The organism is Acidobacteriota bacterium (assembly GCA_020853395.1).
In the GTDB taxonomy this organism is placed as follows: Bacteria; Acidobacteriota; Vicinamibacteria; order Vicinamibacterales; family SCN-69-37; genus JADYYY01.
Map to the genome: position 1 here is coordinate 16,539 of JADYYY010000015.1, position 18,309 is coordinate 34,847.

Annotated in this window: 15 protein-coding genes; 12 read left to right on the plus strand and 3 right to left on the minus strand. The window is 70.8% G+C overall.

Going from position 1 to position 18,309, the window contains the following annotated elements; all coding sequences use genetic code 11:
• The first annotated feature begins 20 nt into the window (after positions 1-20).
• The 12 genes from IT184_14085 to IT184_14140 all read left to right on the plus strand — a co-directional run bounded on the left by IT184_14085 (position 21) and on the right by IT184_14140 (position 15,315).
• Positions 21-692, plus strand: a complete 672-nt coding sequence (locus IT184_14085; protein MCC7009931.1) for a response regulator transcription factor — start codon at positions 21-23, stop codon at positions 690-692.
• A 9-nt stretch (positions 693-701) separates the two neighbouring features.
• Entirely contained in the window at positions 702-2,168 is a 1,467-nt protein-coding gene (locus tag IT184_14090) for a HAMP domain-containing protein (GenBank protein MCC7009932.1), read from the plus strand.
• Positions 2,169-2,344: 176 nt separating this feature from the next.
• The gene (locus IT184_14095; GenBank protein MCC7009933.1) at positions 2,345-3,403 is read left to right on the plus strand and encodes a helix-turn-helix domain-containing protein; all 1,059 of its coding nucleotides are present in this window, start codon (positions 2,345-2,347) and stop codon (positions 3,401-3,403) included.
• Between the two features lie 46 nt (positions 3,404-3,449).
• A complete protein-coding gene (locus tag IT184_14100) occupies positions 3,450-5,576 on the plus strand; it encodes a TonB-dependent receptor (protein MCC7009934.1) in 2,127 nt (708 codons plus the stop codon).
• A gap of 8 nt (positions 5,577-5,584) precedes the next feature.
• Positions 5,585-6,094 carry a molybdopterin-dependent oxidoreductase gene (locus IT184_14105; GenBank protein ID MCC7009935.1) on the plus strand — a complete coding sequence of 170 codons (510 nt, stop codon included), beginning with the start codon at positions 5,585-5,587 and terminating at the stop codon, positions 6,092-6,094.
• 2 nt (positions 6,095-6,096) lie between these two features.
• Positions 6,097-7,230: a di-heme enzyme gene (locus IT184_14110; GenBank protein ID MCC7009936.1), complete on the plus strand. Its 1,134-nt coding sequence runs from the start codon at positions 6,097-6,099 to the stop codon at positions 7,228-7,230.
• A gap of 65 nt (positions 7,231-7,295) precedes the next feature.
• Positions 7,296-9,752, plus strand: a complete 2,457-nt coding sequence (locus tag IT184_14115) for a VWA domain-containing protein (protein ID MCC7009937.1) — start codon at positions 7,296-7,298, stop codon at positions 9,750-9,752.
• The gene (locus tag IT184_14120) at positions 9,719-10,663 is read left to right on the plus strand and encodes a VWA domain-containing protein (protein ID MCC7009938.1); all 945 of its coding nucleotides are present in this window, start codon (positions 9,719-9,721) and stop codon (positions 10,661-10,663) included. The genes IT184_14115 and IT184_14120 overlap by 34 nt, the downstream gene beginning before the upstream one ends.
• A gap of 146 nt (positions 10,664-10,809) precedes the next feature.
• Positions 10,810-11,979: a DUF2029 domain-containing protein gene (locus IT184_14125; GenBank protein MCC7009939.1), complete on the plus strand. Its 1,170-nt coding sequence runs from the start codon at positions 10,810-10,812 to the stop codon at positions 11,977-11,979.
• Positions 11,980-12,067: 88 nt separating this feature from the next.
• Positions 12,068-12,775 (plus strand): DUF998 domain-containing protein, encoded by a 708-nt coding sequence (locus IT184_14130; protein ID MCC7009940.1) that lies wholly within the window; start codon positions 12,068-12,070, stop codon positions 12,773-12,775.
• A 123-nt stretch (positions 12,776-12,898) separates the two neighbouring features.
• The gene (locus IT184_14135) at positions 12,899-13,675 is read left to right on the plus strand and encodes an ABC transporter ATP-binding protein (GenBank protein ID MCC7009941.1); all 777 of its coding nucleotides are present in this window, start codon (positions 12,899-12,901) and stop codon (positions 13,673-13,675) included.
• Positions 13,672-15,315 carry a hypothetical protein gene (locus tag IT184_14140; protein ID MCC7009942.1) on the plus strand — a complete coding sequence of 548 codons (1,644 nt, stop codon included), beginning with the start codon at positions 13,672-13,674 and terminating at the stop codon, positions 15,313-15,315. The genes IT184_14135 and IT184_14140 overlap by 4 nt, the downstream gene beginning before the upstream one ends.
• A gap of 127 nt (positions 15,316-15,442) precedes the next feature.
• Here IT184_14140 and IT184_14145 read toward each other — a convergent pair whose 3' ends face one another.
• The 3 genes from IT184_14145 to IT184_14155 all read right to left on the minus strand — a co-directional run bounded on the left by IT184_14145 (position 15,443) and on the right by IT184_14155 (position 18,215).
• Positions 15,443-15,628 (minus strand): DNA-directed RNA polymerase subunit omega, encoded by a 186-nt coding sequence (locus IT184_14145; protein MCC7009943.1) that lies wholly within the window; start codon positions 15,626-15,628, stop codon positions 15,443-15,445.
• Positions 15,629-15,892: 264 nt separating this feature from the next.
• Complete coding sequence (locus tag IT184_14150) at positions 15,893-17,758, minus strand: chloride channel protein (protein ID MCC7009944.1); 1,866 nt, start codon at positions 17,756-17,758, stop codon at positions 15,893-15,895.
• Complete coding sequence (locus tag IT184_14155; protein MCC7009945.1) at positions 17,751-18,215, minus strand: winged helix-turn-helix transcriptional regulator; 465 nt, start codon at positions 18,213-18,215, stop codon at positions 17,751-17,753. Before IT184_14155 ends, IT184_14150 begins: the two co-directional genes overlap by 8 nt.
• Positions 18,216-18,309 lie beyond the last annotated feature (94 nt).

The following is an 18,309-nucleotide window of genomic DNA, read 5'->3' on the forward strand; positions in this document are numbered from 1 at the left end:
AGGCGTAGCCACGCGAGACCATGCGCATCCTGCTCGTCGAGGACGATCGGACGATCAGCCACTTCCTGGTGAACGGCCTGCGCGAGGAGAAGCACGTCGTCGACGTCGTCGAGGACGGCCTCGTCGCGCAGGAACGCGCGGCCACCGACGACTACGATCTCATCGTGCTCGACATCATGCTGCCCGGCATGAACGGCGTCGACGTGTGCCGCAAGCTCCGCGCGGAGGCGATCGACACGCCGATCCTGATGCTCACGGCCCGGGAAGAGATCGAGAATCGCATTGCGGGTCTGGATGCGGGCGCCGACGACTACTTGACGAAGCCGTTCTCGTTCGACGAGCTGCTGGCGCGCGCGCGGGCCGTGACGCGTCGCGGCCGCACGCGGACGCTGACCTCGATCGTCCGCCACGGTCCGGTCGAAATGGACACGAAGGCACGCATCATCCGCGTCAACGGCACGCGGCTGGACCTGTCGCTCACGGAGTACCGCGTGCTGGAGCAGCTCGTGCTCCACGCCGACACGGTCGTGTCGCGGGAAGAGCTCGCCGAGCGCGTGTGGGGAGGGGACCTCGACCCAGGATCGAACGTCGTCGAGGTCTACATCGGGTACATTCGCCGCAAGCTGCAGGCCGTGCATCCCGCCCCGCTCGTCCAGACGCTGCGCGGGTTCGGGTACATGCTGAAAGTCTAGGCGCGTGGCATGCCCTTGCCGCTTTTGAACTTCCGCGTCAGGCTGACGCTCCGGTGGACGGTGGTCTTCAGCGCGCTGCTCGCGGCCGGCAGCATCTGGATCTACGTCGGCATCCGCGCCACGATCCTGCGGTCGCTCGATCGGCAGTTGCGCACCCTCGCGGCGACCGAGGTGACGTCGGCCGTCGACCGGCCGTCGTCTGCGCCTCACCTCCACGAGCTTCCCGTGCCGACGCTCGCGGGCGGCACCTTCACGACGAAGGTCGTGCAGCTCTTCGACACCACCGGACGGCCGCTCCAGGCGCTGCCGGTCGAACGGGCCAGCCTGCCGCTGTCGGATCCCGATCATCTGAAGCTCGCGCTCGCCGGTGAGGCGCCGATTGCCACCGTCGTGGTCCAAGGCCAGGCCTATCGCACCGTGACGGTGCGGCTGGCTGCCGAGGGGCAGTGGTACGCGATGGTCGTCGCCGTCGGCATGGAGGACGTCGCCGGCAGCCTGGCGGACATCCGGTGGCTGCTCGTCATCGTCTGGATGGTCAGCACCGCGGCGACCGGCGCGGCGGGTTTCGCGCTGGCGTCGAACGCGCTCGTCCCGGTCCGGACGATGACGCGGAGGGCGCTGGAGATCGCGCGGGGCGACATCCGCGAGCGCCTCGATCCGCCGCACGGCCGGGACGAGATCTCGGAGATGACGCAGGCGTTGAACGCGCTCATCGACCGGCTGCACATCGCCCTCGAGGCCAATCGCCGCTTCGCGGCGGACGCCGCGCACGAGCTGCGCAGCCCGGTGACGGCGATCGCCGGCGAGATCGACGTCGCGCTCCGGCGCGATCGGACGGCCGACGAGTACCGGAACACGCTGACGATCGTGCAGAGCCGGCTGTCGGTCCTGACGACCCTCATCGCCGAGCTGATGCTGCTCGTGCGGGCCCAGGAGTCGCGCACGCAGGTCCGGCTGCGGGAAGTGCGCGTCGACGAGGTCGTCCGAGCGTCGATCGACCGGCTGCGGAGCGCAGCGGCGGCTCGACAGGTGCGCGTCGCCGTCTCGACGGTCACGCCGTGCGTCACGTATGCCGACCCCGGCTTGCTCGGCCGGGTGTTCGACAACGTCATCGAGAACGCCATTCGCTACAACCGCGACGGCGGCAGCGTGGAGATCACCGGCGCGTTCGCCGAGTCGGAGCCCGACGAGTGGGCCGCCGGGACGCTCTCGCTCCGGATTGCCGACACCGGCACCGGCATCCCGGCGCCGGATCGCGAGCGCGTGTTCGATCGCTTCTACCGTGTCGACCAGTCGCGCAACCGCGTGACCGGCGGATTCGGGCTCGGGCTCGCGATCGCGCGAGAAGTGCTCGCCCTGTTCAGGGGCCAGGTATTCGTCGAGTCCTCATCCGAGGCCGGCACGACGCTCCGCATCGATCTCCCGGCCCGGTCCGACCTGCCTGCGCAAGCGGCCGCGGCGCCGATTCCGTCGTAAGCCCGATTCCCGAACGCTGCGGCCGCCGTGCGTCGAACCTCACGACGCGCGGGCTCGTGCCGCTGCGGTCACGGGATCGATGTCACGGCGCGTCGGCACCGGCGCGTCGAACGTCCTCCTTGCTTCTTGCCTCCGAGTGACTTCTGATACGATACTGTCGCAATATGGACAGGATCGTGTCTAACAAGCTTGCAGCGCTCCGCCGCGATCGGCGCTGGTCGCAGGAGCAACTCGCATCGAAGAGCGGCGTGTCGCGGGCGGAGGTCAGCGCCATCGAGACCGGCCGGATCATGCCGTCGGTGGCCGTGGCCCTTCGTCTCGCCCGGGCGCTCGGCGCCGACGTCGAGCACGTCTTCGCGTCGGGTGCGGCTGACACCCCGGTGGAATGGGCCTGGACGCCGCCCGCCGACGCCGACGGCCGCGTGTGGCAGGCGAGCGTCAACGGCCGCGCGCTCGCGTTTCCCGTCGAGCTCACGGCAGCGGGCCCCCTCGCGCACGATGGCTGGTTCGACGGCGAGCGCGTGCAGCCGCGCATGGCGGCCGCGGCGCCCGAGCAGACGCTGGTCATGGCCGGCTGCGACCCGCTCGTCGGGCTCGTCGCGCGCGACCTGGCGTTGCGCCACCGCATCCGCGTCATCCCGCTCCTGCGCTCCAGCCGTCAGGCGCTCGACCTCGTTCGCCGGGGGCTGATCCACGTCGCCGGTGTGCACATGACGGACGCGGACGGGCGATCGACCAACGACACGGCCGTGCGCCATGGGCTCGGTCCGGGCTACCGCCTGCTGCACCAGGCGCAGTGGCAGTCCGGCGTCGCCGTCGACGCCGCGCGGCGCGAGCGTTCGGTCACCGCGTTGATGCGCGCGAAGGTGAGATGGGTGAACCGCGAGGAAGGCTCGGCGGCTCGCGACACCTTCGACGCGCTCCTCGGCTCCCATCGTCGGCGTCCGGACGGCTACCAGCGCGTCGTCCGCGATCATCGCGCCGTCGCGACGACGGTGGCGAGCGGATGGGCGGAAGCGGGCGTGTGCATCCAGCCGGTGGCCGCCGAGGCGCACCTCGGCTTCATCCCGGTCCATCGGGAAGCGTACGAGCTCGTCGTCGCCGACGCGATCGCCGACGACCCGCGCGTGTCCGCGTTGATGTCCACCTTGCGTTCCTCTGAGTACCGCCAGCTCCTCGCCGACGTCCCGGGGTGCAGCAGCGCGCACACGGGCGACGTCCGAGCCGTCATCTGACGGCGCATTCACGGGAGCTGACATGCGAATGGATCTTGACAAACGGATGAGAAGAGCCTGCCTGTACGGAGCGGCGATCGCAGCGATCGGGCTCTCGGCCGGCACGCTGCACGCGCAGGGGCAGGCGGCACCGCAGCCGGCTCAGAAGCCCGCGGCCGAGAGCGATCGAGAGAAGCCGGCGCCCCCGCCTCCAGCGCAGGACGCCAGCACGTTCCGGCTCGGGGAGATCGTGCACGTCCTCGGCACCGAGCTGGGAACGCCGGGCGTCGGCGGCGAGGTGCTGACGCACGACCAGATCTGGACGTACGAGCGCAACAGCATCGATCAGGCCGTCAACCTCGTGCCTGGCGTCGTCAGCACCTTCGACGCGAACGGCCGCCGCAACGAGTCCGACATCTTCGTGCGCGGATTCGGCCGATGGCAGGTGCCGCTGATGATCGACGGCGTGCGCATCTACCTGCCTGCGGACAACCGGCTCGACTTCGCGCGGTTCCTGACGGCTGACGTGGCCGCGATCCAGATTCAGAAGGGCTACGCGTCGGTGCTCGACGGTCCCGGCGCGATGGGCGGCGCCATCAACCTCGTGACCGCGAAGCCGAGCCGGGCCTTCGAAGGCGAGGGCGGTGTGTCGGCTGGCGGCCGCGACGTGGAGGGCTGGAACGCCTATGCGACGGTCGGTACGCGCCAGCGGCGCTACTACCTGCAGAGCGGCGTCGCGGTCTCCGATCGGGATTCATGGTCGCTGTCGCACGACTACCGCCCGACCGCCACGTCGCTGCAGCCGGCTGGCGCCCGCATCGGCTCGGACTCCCGCGACTGGCGCGTCAACGTCAAGGCGGCCTACACGCCCACGGCCGCCAACGAGTACGCGATCAACTACACGCGGCAGGCCGGCGAGAAGGGCGCGCCGCTCAACGTCTACAACAATCCCCCGGTGCCTCCCAACAGCTACTGGCGCTGGCCGCAGTGGGACGTGCAGACCGTGGCGCTGCTGACGACGACCCAGCTCACCGGCACCTCGTACGTGAAGGCGAAGGCGTACTACAACATCTTCCAGAACGTCCTCGACGCGTTCGACGACGTGACGTACACGACGCAGTCGGCGGCCGGGCGCTTTCGGAGCACCTACGACGATCACGCCTACGGCACGTCGATCGAGTTCGGCGCGACGGCGGCCGCGATCAACACGCTCAAAGCCGCCGTGCACTATCGGACCGACGTGCACGGTGAGGATCAGACGTCGCGTCCGACGCATCCCACCTTGGCCTCGGCCGAGCCCGTGCAGGAGCAGGCGCAGAACACCTGGTCGGTCGCCTTCGAGGACACGGTTCGGGTGTCGAAGACCGTCGATCTGACGGCCGGCGTGAGCTACGACCGCTACGATGTGACGAAGGCGGAAGACTTCAACGCCGCCCGAGGCATCTTCACCTATCCGCTCGGCGGCTCGGACGCGCTCAACTGGCAGGCGGCCGTCGTCTGGCGTCACGCGCCGAGCGGCGAGTGGCACGCGAGCGTCTCGGATCGCGCGCGGTTCCCGATGCTCTTCGAGCTGTACAGCACCCGATTCGGCACGGCGACGCCCAACCCGGATCTCGGCCCGGAACGGGCGACGAACGTCGAGCTGGGATGGTCCAGGACGTTCGGCGGCGCGCGGCTGTCGGCGACGGGCTTCTACAGCGACGTCCGCGACCTGATCCAGACGGTGGTGCTCGCCGACACGACGACGCAGACGCAGAACGTCGGGACGGGCGATTTCCGCGGCATCGAGCTGTCGGCCGAGGCGCCGGTGGGAACGGTCCTGCGGATCGGCGGCCACTACACGGCGATCCGGCGCGTCGTTCGCGACGCCTTGCAGCCGAACCTGCGGCCGACCGGCGTGCCGGGCAACCGCGCGTTCGTCTACGCGTCCTGGCAGCCCGTCGCGGCGCTGCGTTTCACGCCCAGCGTCGAGGCCGCGGACGATCGATGGAGCGACGTCAACCCGGCGCCGGCGTTTCCGTACGTCAAGACCGGCGCGCACACGCTGGCGAACCTCGACGTCACGTACGCCTTGCCGTCGGGCGTCGAGATCAGCGGCGGCTTCAAGAACCTGCTCGACGACTACTACGAGCTCGCCTGGGGCTATCCGCAGCCCGGGCGCACGTTCTATCTGCGCACGCGCGTGCGCTTCTGAGGAGACTCATGACTCGATCGCATTTCGCTCGGGATGTCGCCGCCGTCCTGCTGCTGGCGCTCGTGGTGCCGGCGTGGCCGCTGGCCCAGGCGCCCGATCGGACGCTGAGCATCGGCGGAGACGTCGCGACGCCGCTCACGCTCGGCGTCGACGCCCTCAAGACCCTGCCGCGGACCACGGTGGAAGTGCAGGGGGACGGCCGTACGCTGCGCTACGAAGGGGTGCTGCTCGCCGAGCTCCTCGCGCGGGCCGGCGTGCCGCTCGGCGCGGATCTGCGCGGCGACGCGGTGGCGAGCTACATCGTGGCCAGCGCGTCGGACGGCTATCGCGCCGTCTTCTCGCTGGCTGAGGTCGATCCCGCGTTCACGCACAACGACGTCATCGTCGCCGACACGGTCGACGGGAAGCCGCTCTTCGCCTATCAGGGGCCGGTGCGGATCGTCGCGCCGAAGGACGCGCGCGAGGCGCGATCCGTTCGCATGCTGCAGCGGATCGACGTCGTGCGATTGAAGAAGTGATCGTGCGGCGCACGTCGTTGGTCGTCACGGTCGCGCTGCTGGCCGCAGCGCTGGCGAACGGTGCGAGGCCGCTCGCCGCGCCGGAGTACGGGTGGACGCTGCCGGCGGGATTCTCGCCGCCCGACGTGCCTGCCGACAACCCGATGTCGGAGGCCAAAGTCGCGTTGGGCCGTCATCTGTTCTACGACGGGCGGCTGTCGGGAAACGGCACGCAGTCGTGCGCGACGTGCCACGACCAGGCCCGGGCGTTCGCCGACGGCCGGCCGCGCGGTGTCGGGTCGACCGGCCAGGAGCATCCGCGCGGCAGCATGAGCCTGGTCAACGTCGCGTACGCGCGCGTGCTGACGTGGGCCAATCCCAGCGTGACGCGCCTCGAGGATCAGGCGCTCGTGCCGATGTTCGGCGAGCACCCCGTGGAGCTCGGCCTGGATCCCGCCGACCGGTGGCTGGAGCCGCTTCGCGCCGACGAGCGCTATCGGGAGATGTTCGCGGCAGCGTTCCCCGGCGAACCGGCATCGATCACCAGGGATCGTGTCGTCAAGTCGATCGCCGCCTTCGAGCGCGCCATCGTCTCCGCGCGCTCGCCGTACGATCGCTACCATTTCGATCGCGACGAGTCGGCGATCTCCGAGTCGGCCAAGCGCGGCGAGATTCTCTTCCACAGTCGTCCGTTCTCCTGCTTCACGTGCCACGGCGGCGTGCACTTCTCCGATGCCATGGGGCGCGGGCCGGCGCGGGAGCCGACGACGTTCCACAACACCGGCCTCTACAACCTCGCCGGCGCGTTTTCCTATCCGCCGGAGAACCTCGGCACCTACGAGATCACGAAACGGCCGGGCGACGTCGGCAGGTTCAAGGCGCCCACGCTGCGCAACATCGCCGTGACCGCACCCTACATGCACGATGGCAGCGTGGCGACGCTCGACGAGGTGCTGGATCACTACGCCGCCGGCGGGCGAACCATCTCCAATGGTCCGTCCCGAGGCATCGGTCACGACAACCCGAACAAGGCCGAGGCCGTGCGAGGGTTCGTCCTGACCGCCGAAGCCCGCCGGGACCTCATCGCATTTCTCCAGTCGTTGACCGACCAGGCGCTTTTGGCCGATCCGCGATTCTCCGATCCGTTCCGCCGGTAGACGGCCGGCGGCCGCGTGCGCCGCGCGATAGAATCGGGGCATCCCGACACGATGAGGCGGCGATCGTGAGCGTCCGGCGTCTGAAGCTCGCCTCCGCGATGGCCGTCGCGATCTGCGCGATGCCGGCCCTGCCGCGCGCGCGACAGGCGCCCGTCTTTCGCGCCGCGGCCGATCTCGTCGCGGTGGACGTTCGCGTGGTAACGGCCGCCGGTGAGCCGGTGCTCGGTCTCGCGCCGGACGCGTTCGACGTCTCGATCAACGGCCGCCGGCGTCGGCTCGTCACGGCCGACTTCGTCGGCGCGCCTCGCGCGGCGACAGCCGGCGCGTCGAACGGCGCCGTCGCGACGCCGCCGGGCGGTGTGGCACCGCCCGCACCGGCGGTGACGCAGGATGGGCGGACGTTCGTGATTGCGCTCGACGTCATGAGCCTGCGGTCCGATGCGATCGGCACCGTGCTCGCCGCCGCGCGTGAGTTCGTCGGCGCGCTGCCGCCGGCCGATCGCGTCGGCGTGTTCACGTTTCCGGGAGGTGCGGGCCTCGATCCCACGATCGACCGCCGCGCGGTCGCGAAGGCGCTCGAGCGCACGGCAGGGATCGGCGACGCGCCGCTCGGGATCGGCAATCCGTATCAACTGCTGCCGTCCCAGCTCGCCGACATCACCGGTGCGCGGCAGCGCGAGCCGTCGGTGTCGATCCGCAATCCGCCGGCGAACACGACCCTCGGCCGGATCGTGAACCAGGTGTGCGCGTTCGATCGCGATCCGGAGCAGTGCAAGCTGGTCCTGGTCGCCGAAGCCGAGAAGCTGGCGGTGTACGAAGAAGGTCTGGCGCTCCAGCGCATCGGCGCGCTGCGCGGCCTGCTCGGCAGGCTCGCCACGCAGCCGGGGCCGAAGACCGTCGTCCTGATCAGCGACGGCATCCTCCAGACCGACGTCCCCGGCGGCCGGCCGGAGCTGGGCGACCTTGGCCTCTTGGTCGGCAGGGAAGCCGCGCGCGCGGATGCCACGATCTACGCGCTGTACGTCGACCGGCAGCGCACCGACCTCGCGGCCGCTGCCAGCGGTGCGCGCCGGCGGCCCATCGACAACCCGCAGCGCGACAGTGGCATCCTCGCGCGGCCGCTCGACCAGATCGCCGGACCATCCGGCGGCCGGGTGTTCACGCTGGTCCAAGGCGGTGGCGAGCCGTTCTTCGCGCGGATTCTGTCGGAGACGTCCGCCCACTACCTGCTGGGCGTGGAGCCGGCCGATGCCGATCGCGATGGCGAGCCGCGCCATCTGACCGTGAAGGTCAAAGGCCTGCCGCGCGGCGCGGTCGTGCGCGCGCGGGCGTGGGTCGTGGTGCCGCAACGGGCACCGGCGGGCCCGGCGGCGGCCGCCGCCGCGGCGCCTCCGCCGGCGCGTGCCTCGATCTGGGATCCCGTTCCGCCGACGCCGAGCGAGCGGCCAAGAGAGCGCGGATCGATCTGGGACCCGGTTCCCCCCAGCGATGGTCCGCCGCGCGTCACCGCGCTCGACGAGATCTACGCGGCGTATGCCGCCGGTCAGAGCTCCGTCATCGGAGAACGGCTGCGCACGCGGGAGGACTTCGAGCGGATTCGGCCGGACGTGATGCGTGGCCTGGCGCGGTGGCGGCAGGACTGGACGCCTCGTCGCGCGGCCTTCGCGCTCGAGCTCTCGATCGCGGCGATCGCCCGGCACTGGCCGAACCCGCTCGGCTTCGTGACGTCGGCGCGCGAGATCGTCACGTCCCGTCCCGATCCTCCGGGCCGCAATCCGGAGGACGACCGATTCGAGATGCTGTTCCATCGCAGCGCGGTGGCCGTGCTCGCGTCGGTGGACGCGCCCCGCGAAGTCGAGGCCTATCTCGAGGCCATCGCGGATCGCGTGGCCACCGATGGGCGGCCGCCGACGGCGGCGCGGCTCGTCGACAGCCGGCTGTCGCTGGCCCGCGCGGCGGCGCGCGAACGACTGACGTTGCCGGCCACGTCCGCGCGGCGGGCGAGTGCCGCCGGCGCGCCCTGGTCCTGGGTCGCGACCCCCGAGGCGCGCGAGGAGCGGAGGCGGCTCCAGGACGTCCTCGACCTGCTCGACGTTGCGGCGTTGGTCGGCACACCGGATGCCGCGACGCGCGACGAGATCGCCGTGAGGCGCGCCTTCGTTTCGTACCGCCTCGGGCACTACGCCGAGGCGCTCGCGATCCTCGACGGCCATCCGGCCGCCGATCCGCTCGTCGCCTCGTGGCGCGACCTGCTGCGCGGCCGCACGCTCGCCGCGTTGAACCGGCTCGATGATGCCGCGGCCGCGTACGAGCAGGCGGCGCGTCTCGCTCCTGGGGCGCAGACGGCCGCCGTGGCGTTGGCGTCGATCAGGCTGCGGCTCGGTGACCGCGAGGGCGCCGAGCGTTGGGCCGCCATCGCCCGCACGATGACGGCGGAACCGGATCCATGGACGACGTACTGGACCGCCGACAGCCGGTTCCTGCCCGCGTGGATCGCCGATCTGCGGCACGGGCGGCCATGATCGTGCGCGCATGGCCGCTGGTGTCGTTGCCGATGATTGTCGCCGTCGCCGTCGCCGCGCCGCAGGCCCCTGTCTTCCGTGCCACCGCCAAGACCGTCGTCGTCGACGTGTCGGTCAGCCGCAACGGGCGGCCCGTCATGGGACTCGCGGCGGCTGATTTCCACCTGGCCGACAACGGCGTGCCGCAGACGCTCGTCGACGTCAGCCAGGAGACGCTGCCGATCGATCTGACGGTCGTCGCCGATCTGAGCGCCACGGCCGACGGGTCGGCACTCGATGCGCTTCGACGATCGATCGGCGACGTTTTGGGCCGGCTGCATCCCGACGATCACGCCAGCCTCGTCGTGTTCGACCAGCGGATTCGCGAGGTGGACGTCAGCGCGCGCGGGCTGCAAATCACCGTGGACTCGACGTGGACCGCGTCGAGCCCCGCGCGGTTGTTCGACGCGATCGCGGCGGCGCTGGTCAAGCCGCTGGATCCGGCAAGGCGGCGCATGACGATCGTCTTCACCGAGGGGCGCGATCAGGGGAGCTTTCTCGATGAAGCGGAGCTCATCGACGTCGCATCGCGCAGCGGGGTCGCCGTGTTCATCGTCGGCGTGACGGACGGCACGGCGCGCGCGCCACAGCCGCCGGCGAACCTGCCGCTGCTCCAGCATCTCGCGGACGCGACCGGCGGCATCGTGGCGGTCGTGCAGCGCGACCAGGATCTCGGCGCGTCGTTCGTGCGCGCTCTCGAGGACTTCCGCACGAGCTACGTGCTGCGCTACACGCCGGCCGGCACCGCGGCGGGAGGCTGGCACCGGCTCGACGTGTCGGTGCCGCGAGAGCGCGCGGCCGAGGTGCGCGCGCGCAAGGGGTACTTCGACGCGCCGCCGGCCTCGCCGCGGGATGAGGCCCGTCCACGTTGAACCGGCACCGATGGCCCGAGCGGCGCGCCCGGATCGCCAGATGCGAGGCGTGAGAACATTGGCGGCACTTGCAGGACGAGCAACGCCCCGAGCCGGAATGCGCCGACCGGCAGGCCGGAGTCACTCGGCGTGGACGGCCCACGAGCATGTTCCGCGTCAGCGCCAGGGAGGCCAGGCACCACGCGACGATTCTCGCGTGTGTATCGGCCGTGCTGGTCGTCGTGCTCTTCGCCGCCACTCCCGGGCGCAGGGATCTCTTCGGGTACCTCAAGGGAGCGGACTTCGTCCACTTCTACGCGCTGGGCGCAGCGGCCCTCACGCGCGACGCCGATCGCGTGTACGACGCGGAGCGTCTTCATCGCCTGCAGGTCGATCTCGTGCCGGAGTCGGCCGACGTCTGGTATCCGTCCGTCTACCCGCCGCAGACGTCGTTGATCTTCGCACCGCTCGCCACGCTGCCGTATGGACTCGCGCTGCTCACGTGGAGCCTGACGACCCTCTCGGTCTACGCGTGGGCAGTGCGCGCCGCGTGGCGTCGAGTCAGGGCGGCTCTGCCGGACGCCGTTCTGGTCGCGATGGCCGCGGCCGGCTTCCCGCCATTCGTCAACCTGCTGGTGACGGGCCAGACCACGGCGCTCGTGCTGGGAGCCTTCGTGCTGGGCTGGCGCGCGCTCGTCGCGTCACGGCCGTTCCTTGCTGGCCTGGCGTTCGGTCTCCTGGCGGTCAAACCGCAGTTCGGCGTCGTGCTGGCGTTCGTGCTGCTGCTGCGCGGAGAGCTCGTCATCCTCGCCGGCGCGCTGGTCTCGATCGCGGCGCAAGCCGCGCTGGCCGCTGCCGTATTCGGCACCGGCGTGTTCGAGCGGTACGCGCACGCCTTCGGCGATCCGTCGGTGGTGCTGTCGCAACTGGAATCGCACCCTGCGCAAGTGCACTCGCTCCGCGCCGTCACGAGCCTGCTGCCGGCCTGGATGGGCTGGCCCGCTCAGATCGCGGTCAGCGCCGTCGCGATTGGCTTGGCGGTCCGATGCTGGCGTCGTCGCGAACCCGGAGCGAGCCTCGGCGTCGTGCTGCTGGCGACGCTCCTGGTGAGCCCACACGCGCTGCTCTACGACGCCACGATTCTCGTCCCGGCCTACGTGTGGCTCGGCGCCGCATCGGATGGCAGCTCCGCCGGCGGCCGGGTCTGGCCGCTGCTCTGCTATCTGACCGTCTTGACGTTTCTCCTGCCGACAGCGCGGTTCGTGAAGCTGCAGGCGTCGGTGATCGTCCAGAGCTGCGCGCTCGTCATTGCCGCGACCCGATGTCGCCGACGCTGACGCCTGCGCTCCTCTGTGCGGACGGCCAGATGCGCGAGCCGGTCGCCCGTCCTCATCGGCGCGTTCTGGCGTTGCCCTCATGGCGCCGATGACGCGCACGCCGTCGTTGGCCGCACGAGACGCCGGCCGGCCGCCGAAGGCGCTCTTGATCAGCGGGATCGCCGCTCCGCTGCTCTACGGCGTCGCCGACCTGGCCGCCGGCGTGTCGTGGGACGCCTACAGTTTCCGCGACCAGACGATCAGCGAGCTTGGCGCGAAGGGCGCTCCGTCCAGGCTGCTCTTCGCCGTGCTCCTCGTCGGCGTCTACTCGCTGATCGTGGCGTTCGGCATCGGCATCCGGAGAGCGGCGGGTCCGAATCGCCGCCTCCGGATCGTCGGCACCCTGCTCGTCGCCCTCGGCGTGATGGCGCTGACGGTTGGGCAGCTCGCGTCGATGGAGTTGCGAGGCGTCGAGCAGGGGCTGTCCGGCGCCCTCCATCTCGCGGAGGGTGCGGCAGCGATGGTCGTGATCTTCACCGCGATGGGCATCGCCGCGACCGCCTTCGGCGTCAGGTTCCGTTGGTACACGATCGCGACGGTGATGCTGACGCTGGCGTTCGGCGCCTGGTCCGCAATGGACACGGCACGGGTGGGACAGGGCCTGCCGACGCCGTGGGTCGGCGTCAAGGAGCGAATCTTCTGGTACTCGTACCAGTCCTGGTTCGCCGTCCTCGCGCTCACCGTGCTGAAGGCCGCGCCGGTTTCGGGACCGCCCCGCCACGACGAGGCACGACGGCGGTCTGCCGCTGGTTCTTGAACCTCTGGACAGGCTGGGCTGCGCCGCGATCGGCCGCGCGTCCGTCGGCGCGCGAGCGCATCGTCACTCTTCCGGGTGATTGACGCGTGCAAGCGAGGCAGTAAGCTGACGCCGGTTGCCACCATGGCCGGGACGGTCCTGTCGGTCAAAGACCTGCGATTCAGCTACGGCCGCGCCGAAGTGCTCCACGGCGTCAGCTTCGACATCACGCGCGGGGAGATCGTCGGCCTGCTCGGCCCCAATGGAGCCGGGAAGTCCACGACGATCAAAATCCTCACGGGGATCCTGGAACCGGGATCCGGCGTGGTCGAGGTCGACGGCCTGCGTCTTCCCGGCGACGCGGTGGAACTCAAGCGTCGCGTCGGCTACGTGCCCGAGGCCGCCGAGCTGTACGAAACGCTGAGTGCCGTCGAGTTCCTCGAGCTCTGCGGCCGGCTCCACGATCTCGACGACGACCTCTTGGCCAGCCGCATCGAGGCATCGCTCGATGCCTTCGATCTCGCCGGCCACGGCCACGCGTCCTTGGGCAGCTACTCAAAGGGCATGCGGCAGAAGGTGCTGATCGCCGCCGCGCTGCTCCACGATCCGTCGATCGTGCTGCTCGACGAGCCGTTGACGGGTCTCGACGTCGACGCGGCGGTGCTGGTGAAGACGCTGCTCGCCGCGCTCGCGGCCCGCGGCCGCACGATCTGCTACAGCTCCCACGTCCTCGACGTCGTCGAGCGCGTGTGCACGCGCGTCGTCATCATCGACCGCGGTGTGGTCGTCGCGGACGGCAGTCCCGACACGCTGAAGCAGCAGGCGGCGGACAGGACGCTCGAGGACGTGTTCCGGGAGATCACGCACCGTGGGAGCGCCGCGCCGCGCGTCGAACGCATCATGAGCGGCCTCGCTCCATGACCATCGTGTCGACGATGACGGACGCGCTGCTGACGAGAGCGGGCGTGTCGCCGGCGCAGTGGCGCCAGTTGATGGCGCTGTTTCGAATGCTCGGCGAACGCCGCGAGATGCTGGGGAGCCTCGCGACGGATCCGCACGCGCTTCGCCTGACGACGTACATGCTGGTGCTGCCCGGCGCGCTGCTCCCGCTCATCGCGTTCGGCGGAGGCACGCTCGCCTCGTACGATCTGATCACGCTGTCGATCACGTCGATCATGCTGGTCCTGCTGCTCGTGCCGGAGGCGCTCAACTCCTTCCTCAATCCGGCCGAAGTGATCGTGCTCGCGCCCCAGCCGATCGACGGCCGCACGTACTTCGCGGCAAAGTTCGCGTATCTCGTCGAGCTCGTGATTCGAGCCCAGACCGCGCTGAACGGCCCAGCGGCCCTGGCCGGCCTCGTGAAAGCCGAGGCGCGTTGGTTCTACCCGATGACACACCTGGCCGCAGCCTATGTGGGCGGGATCGTCCTCGCGCTGATCGCGTGCGCCACGCTCGGCGTGCTGTTTCGCATCGTGCCGGCGTCGAGGCTGCGCAGCGTCGGGCTCTGGATGCAGGTCGTCGCCACGCTCCTGCCCGTCGGGGCGAACCTGGCGCAGAGGACGCTGCGCCGCTGGAGCGCGGCGCTCGGTGCCGCGCTGCCGCTCGAGGACTGGTCGTTCTCGCCGCTGGTCTGGTTCCATGCGATCGCCATGGCCGGCCACGGTCCGTCACCTGTGTCGATGGGATGGCCGCTGGCGATCGGCGTTGGAGGGGTGCTGGTGTTCGTCGGGTTCGGCATCCGCTCGCTCTCGGCCGGCTATCTCTCGCGAATCGTCGCGGTGATGCGGACCTCGAGCCGGCGACGCGGGCCGATGCGGCGCGCGGTTGCGGCCGCGTGGCGTCATCTGCCATGCGTTCCGGCGACGAAGGCCGGGATGGCGTTCGTCCTGCGGATGATGCGCCGAGACTGGCAGTTCCGGCGCGCCGCGGCGCCGCTCGTGCTGGTGGCCTTCATGTTCGTGCCGACCGTCGTCATGAGCGGCCGGCAGGGATCGCCGTTCGTCCCGGCTGGCTTCCGCGTGGCCGGCCTGCTGCCCGAGATCGTGTCGCTCTGCAGCCTGATGGTGTGCATGGTCGTCGCCTTCTCGGATCACTTCCGTGCCTCGTGGGTGTTCGCCACCGCACCGGCGCCGGCCTTGCTGGCCTTCGCGCGTGGCATCTACTGGGCGTTGTGGCTGCCGTGTGTCGCGATGCCGCTCGTGGGAAGCGGCGTCTACTTCGCGCGGGATTGGGGACCGATCGATGCCGCACTCTTCACCGCGTACGGACTGGCCGTCGCGTCGTTGCTCCTCGCGCTGCAGATCTTCCTCGTCGAAGCGCTGCCGTTCGGCGCGGCGCCCAAAGCCGAGCGGCCGCTGATGATGCTGCCGTTCCTCGTCTTCGGTCCAGTCGTGTTCGGCGTGGGCTGGGCGCTGCAGAGCGGGATCTATCGCAGCCGTCTCGTGACGGTGCTCGCGGCGCTCCTCATCGGCCTCGTCGCCGCCGCGGCGAAGCGCGCGAGCTCGGAACACCTCGCGCGGGTGATCCGGTCGAGCGTCGACCACGTCACGACGGGCGCGTGACGGGAGATCCGTGTGATGTCGGACCGACTCGTCTACCGGCAGAAGCGCGGTGGCGAGGTGCCGGTGGTGCGCATCGGCGGCGCGCGGCGCGAGCCGGACGGGCCCGTCGGCGAACCTTGGCGGCCGCTTACGGCGCGATCGCCGCCGGAAGGTCGCGGCAGATCTTGCCGGCCGCCACTTCCCGCTGCGCCGTAGTCGTCGGCTTGAGGCACGTCGCGACGCGCGGCGTGGAGCCGCGCACGAGCTGGGCCGTGCGAAGCGCCGCGATCTTGACGAACTCGAATCGGCCCATTCCGGGTGTGTTGAAGGTCATGCGTGACTCTCCTGGAAGACGCTGACGGTCTCCGAAGGCTTCGGATCGTTCACGCGCCATCGGGATTGGTGGGGCGCGAAGAACCCGGCGAACTGCGATGCCGGTCGGCGCGCATCCCCACGGGGTGCTGTGGAGCGCAGGCGGGCGTCAGTCGATGGTGACGGTTCAGTATATCCCACGGAGCACGTTCGACCGGCCGGGCGGTGGCGAGCGGGGGCGCGGCGATCGGGACGCCTGTCGATCCCAGCGGATTGTCGAAGGACATCAGGCCGCGCCATCTCGCGGACCGGCGGGCGTTTCGCCGGCGGATTCGGCCCGCGCGGCCGCACCGCGCAGGGCGAAGGGAAAGCCGAAGCGCACGCGTACGACGCGTTCCCGTCGCCGCTCCGCTTCCAGGTGGAGCGTCCGCGCTTTGAGCAGATCCTCGAGCGAGATCATGCCGAGCAGCCGGCGCGCGTCGCCGCGCTCGACGACGGGGAAGTGGGTGAGCCCGCTGTCAGCCATGCGGTGGACGACGACGCGCAGCGGTTCGTCCGGGTACGCGACGGCTGGAGCCGTCCGGAGGATCTGCTCGAGCCGCGCTCTCGGATCCGCCGCGGCGCGCCGGGCGAGGTCGTGGAGGTCGAAGCGCGTGACGACGCCGGCGAGCGACCGATCGGCCGCGACGACCGGGTACAGTCGCTGCGGCCCGCCGAGCGCGTCCACCTTGACGGGCGCGGTGAGCCGTTCGATGGGCGCGTCGATCGGCAGCGCGACGATGCCGGTGCGCATGACTTCGCGCGCGAAGAGGATCTCGAGCGGATCGAGCGAGTACTCGCGGCTCACGTGGTATCCGCGCCGCGCGATCTTCTCGGTGAGGATCGATCGCTTGAGCGCCAGCACCGTGAAGGCGTGCGCGATCGAGACGGCGACGAGCAGCGGCAGCAGCATGTTCACGTCGTGCGTCAGCTCGAGCGAGAACACCACGCCCGTCAGCGGCGCGCGCATCGTCCCGCCGAGGATCGCGCCCATGCTCACGAGCGGCCAGAAACCGGCGCCGAAGTCGGGCAGCATCCAGGCTTCCACACCGCCGAGCGCGCCGCCGATCATCAAGAGCGGAGCGAGGACGCCGCCCGACGTGCCGGATCCGAGCGAAACGGACCAGATCGTCGCTTTGACGACGAGGATGCCGAGGATCGTCCGAGCGGGCACGTCGCCCTGGACGAGCGCGCCGATCGTCTCGTAGCCGACGCCGAGCGCCTGCGGGAAGAGGAGTCCGCCGGCGCCGATGGCCAGCCCGCCGATCGCCGGCCACCACATCCAGTGGATCGGCAGCATGGCGAAGGCGTCCTCCGCCGCGTACACGGCGCCGGTGAGCGCCGCCGCGGCCGCTCCGGCGAGCAGGCCGGCCACCACGCAGCCGCCGAGTCCCGAGAGGCCGATGAACGCGGGATGCGGCGTCACCGGGAAGAGCGGCCCCATGCCGAGCAGCCAGCGGCGCGCCGTCGCGGCGGTCGCGCTGGCGAGCGCGACCGGCACGTAGCTGCGCGGCTTCCACTCGAAGAGCAGCAGTTCCACGGCGAGCAGCACGGCGGCGACCGGCGACGCGAACGTCGCCGACATGCCGGCGGCCGCGCCCGCGACGAGCAGCGTCTTGCGCTCGGCGCTCGTCAGGTGGAAGCACTGGGCGATGACCGAGCCGAACGCGCCGCCCGTCATGATGATCGGCCCTTCGGCGCCGAACGGCCCGCCGGATCCGATCGAGATCGCCGACGACAACGGCTTGAGCAGCGCCACCTTCGGCTGCACGCGGCTGCCGTTCATGAGGATCGCCTCGATCGCTTCCGGGATGCCGTGCCCGCGGATGCGATCCGATCCGTACCTCGCCATCAGGCCGATGACGAGGCCGCCGATCACCGGAATCGCCACGACGGACGCTCCAAGGTGGGCGTCGGCGGGCGACACGGACGCCGTCGAGAGCCGGCCGAAGAAGAAGAGGTTCGTCGCGATCGCGATCAGCGTGAGCAGCGCCTTGGCGAGCACGGCCCCCACCAGGCCGATCCCGACGGCGAGCGCCGCGACGAGGAGCAGGCGAGGGCTCGCGGTGAAGTCGCCGAGGGCGTCGACGGCGTCCGTTCGAGGGCTATGCACGCGCGGGGCCCCGGCGGCGCTGGCCGTCCTCGAAGAACATCGCCGGCGCGCCTTCCGGTACGGCCAGCCCTTCGGCGACGTCACGGAGCGAGGCGGCGAGCGCGCGACGGCGGGCCGGCGTGAGCTTTCCGATCGCCTGAATCAAGCGTTGTTGCGCGAGGTCGGGCGCGCCCTCCGCGGCGCGGCGGCCGCGCGCGGTCAACGCGAGCCCGACGGCGCGGCCATCGACGGCCGAGGGCGCTCGCCGCACGAGCCCCTGGTCGACGAGCCGCGCGACGACCATCGAGACGCTGCTCTGGTGCGTGTGCGTCCGGGCCGCCAGCTCGTTCACCGACGAGGCCGGCGCATCGGCGAGCCTCTGCAACACGAAGAGCTGTGCGCCGCTGAGCCCGGAGTGCTGCTCGGCCCGGCGCGACGACTCGCGCAGCGCCTGCACGATCCGGCGGATCGCGTCCAGCACCACCTGCGTCTCGCCCGCGGTAGATGTATTGGTCCCCATACACTTCGTTTGTACCCCGCGGCGGACGGCCGCGCAACCTGCCGGGACGCGC

Excerpts from the sequence above, each read along its gene's own strand:
- IT184_14085 (MCC7009931.1), top strand. The coding sequence starts at position 21 with ATGCGCATCCTGCTCGTCGAGGACGATCGGACGATCAGCCACTTCCTG.
- IT184_14090 (MCC7009932.1), top strand. The coding sequence starts at position 702 with ATGCCCTTGCCGCTTTTGAACTTCCGCGTCAGGCTGACGCTCCGGTGG.
- IT184_14100 (MCC7009934.1), top strand. The coding sequence starts at position 3,450 with ATGAGAAGAGCCTGCCTGTACGGAGCGGCGATCGCAGCGATCGGGCTC.
- IT184_14105 (MCC7009935.1), top strand. The coding sequence starts at position 5,585 with ATGACTCGATCGCATTTCGCTCGGGATGTCGCCGCCGTCCTGCTGCTG.
- IT184_14125 (MCC7009939.1), top strand. The coding sequence starts at position 10,810 with ATGTTCCGCGTCAGCGCCAGGGAGGCCAGGCACCACGCGACGATTCTC.
- IT184_14130 (MCC7009940.1), top strand. The coding sequence starts at position 12,068 with ATGACGCGCACGCCGTCGTTGGCCGCACGAGACGCCGGCCGGCCGCCG.
- IT184_14135 (MCC7009941.1), top strand. The coding sequence starts at position 12,899 with ATGGCCGGGACGGTCCTGTCGGTCAAAGACCTGCGATTCAGCTACGGC.
- IT184_14140 (MCC7009942.1), top strand. The coding sequence starts at position 13,672 with ATGACCATCGTGTCGACGATGACGGACGCGCTGCTGACGAGAGCGGGC.
- IT184_14145 (MCC7009943.1), bottom strand. The coding sequence starts at position 15,628 with ATGACCTTCAACACACCCGGAATGGGCCGATTCGAGTTCGTCAAGATC.